Source organism: Mesorhizobium sp. M7A.F.Ca.ET.027.03.2.1 (assembly GCF_003999175.1).
Taxonomy (GTDB): Bacteria; Pseudomonadota; Alphaproteobacteria; order Rhizobiales; family Rhizobiaceae; genus Mesorhizobium.
On record NZ_RZOM01001075.1, the window covers coordinates 1 to 2118 of the forward strand.

Consider the following 2118-nt stretch of genomic DNA (forward strand, 5'->3'; position numbering starts at 1 on the left):
CTTCGTCGCCGACAACGCCGCCTTCCAGCGTGCAGCTCTTGGTGTCGGCCAGGCATTTGTCGGCACCGACGATGCCGGCATAGAACGTGCCGGAGGTGGGTCCGGAAACCTTGAAGATGCGCTGGAAAGAAGCGACGACGTCCTTCACGCCAAGATCCTGGCCACTGGAGAACTTGATGCCCTTGCGCAGCTTGAAGGTGAAGGTCTTGCCGTCATTGCTGACCTGCGGCAACGCCTCGGCCAGATCGGGAACGATGGTGAAGCCGTCCATACCCTCGGCCTTGCGGAAGGCTACCAGGCCGTCATAGATCGGCTGGTACATCTGCCAGCCCTGGTCCGTGTAATTGATGTGCGGATCGAGCGTTCCGGCCGCGGAGCGGGCCAGCAGGCGGATGGTGCCGCCTCGGTGCTCCTTGAGATATTCGGCCTGTGCCGGGGCCAGCCATGTACCGGCCAGCAATGCCGCGGCTGTTGCCGCCAGAAGCAGTTTCTTCATGTCTTCATTCCCCTTTTCTTCAATTGTCGTTGTGGTCCAGGAAGTCTCCCACCACCCGCATGCACGCATCTTGCTCTTCGACATGCGGCATGTGGCTGGAATGCTCGAATATCTCCCAGCGAGACCCCTTGATGCCGTCCTTGTAGGGCTGCACGGTCGCGGGCGTGGCCTCGTCGTGACGTCCGGAGATGATCAGGGTGGGAACATCGATGGCCGGCAGACGGTCGACGATGCTCCAGTTCTTCAGCGTTCCGATGACGTGGAACTCGTTTGGCCCATTCATCAGATTATAGACGGTCGGATTGCGCACGACCTGGGCGAAACTTTCCGTGACTTCGGACGGGAAAGGCACGACCTGGCAGACATGCCGCTCGTAGAACACCATCGTCGCCGCCTGGTACGCCGCATCGTTTGTCGTGCCGGCCTGCTCGTGTCGGGTCAGTGTCTCCTGCACGTCCGCGGGTAGGTCCGCACGCAACCGGTTGGCCTCTTCGACCCACAGTTTCATGGAAGCCGGCGAGTTGGCGATGGTCAGCGACTTCAGGCCCTGCGGCCGCGTCACGGCATATTCGGCGCCCAGCATGCCGCCCCAGCTCTGGCCGAGGACGTGGAAGCCCGTCCGAATGCCGAGATGGTCGACCAGGTTTTCAAGCTCGTCGATGAACAGCCCAGGTGTCCAGAAATCGGCGCCTTTCTCAGGCAGCAAGGTGGAATTGCCGCAGCCCAACTGGTCGTAGTGGATGACGGCGCGATCCCTTCGCGCAAGAAGCTTGTAGGCATCGACATAGTTGTGAGCGACGCCCGGGCCGCCATGCAGGATCACCACAGGCGCCTTTTCGCCACCGAGTTCGCCACTGACCCGATACCAGGTCTCGTAGGCGTCGAAAGCGGCCCGTCCTTCCATGCCTATGATCTCAGATGACATCCCAGTTCCCAGTGCGGTTGAAGGCATCTTGTATTTGTCCGTGACGGCAGGCGCCCTAACTCATGTTGCGGGTGACCTGCACCCACTCTTCCAGCATCTGCACGCCAAATGCCGTGGCGCCTTGCCTGCCCAGAGGCCGATCGGTGTCGGTCAGTTCCTTGCTGGCGATGTCGAGATGCACCCAGGGGCGGTCTTCCGTGAAATGACGCAGGAAGGCCGCCGCATAGGGAGCGTCGCCGTCTTCCATGTCCTTGGCATGATGCCTGAGGTCCGCGAACGGCGATTGCAGACCCTCATCATAGGCCCGGTCGAGCGGCAGCCGCCAAAACCGCTCGCCGACCGTTTCTCCGGCCGCGATCATCTGTGAAGCGATGGCATCGTCGGTGCTGAATAGGCCTGCGAATATCGACCCCAGGCCACGCGTCACCGAATAGGTCAGCGTCGCCAGATCGACGATCACCGAAGGGTTGAAGCGCGTGGCTGCATAGTAGAGGCAGTCGGCCAGAAGCAGGCGTCCCTCCGCATCCGTGTCGAACACTTCCACTGTCTGTCCCGAGGCCGTGGTGATGATGTCGCGCGGTTTGAGCGCGGTGCCCGATGGCATGTTCTCGGCGATGCCGAGAACACCGACAACGTGTACCGGGCTGCCTTGCCGGGCGAGCGCGATCAGCAGGCCGACCACAGCGGCCGCTCCGCC

At 62.1% G+C, this 2118-nt stretch carries 2 protein-coding genes and 1 pseudogene; all 3 read right to left on the bottom strand.

Translation table 11 applies throughout. The features are described 5' to 3' along the window. A partial coding sequence (locus EN750_RS31320; RefSeq protein ID WP_245482866.1) for an ABC transporter substrate-binding protein occupies nucleotides 1–496 on the bottom strand: 496 nt, incomplete at its 3' end. 19 nt (nucleotides 497–515) lie between these two features. Then, nucleotides 516–1421 (bottom strand): proline iminopeptidase-family hydrolase, encoded by a 906-nt coding sequence (locus EN750_RS31325; protein WP_127399020.1) that lies wholly within the window; start codon nucleotides 1419–1421, stop codon nucleotides 516–518. Nucleotides 1422–1476: 55 nt separating this feature from the next. Next, nucleotides 1477–2118 (bottom strand): annotated as a pseudogene (locus tag EN750_RS31330) (peptidase M17); the annotation flags it as partial.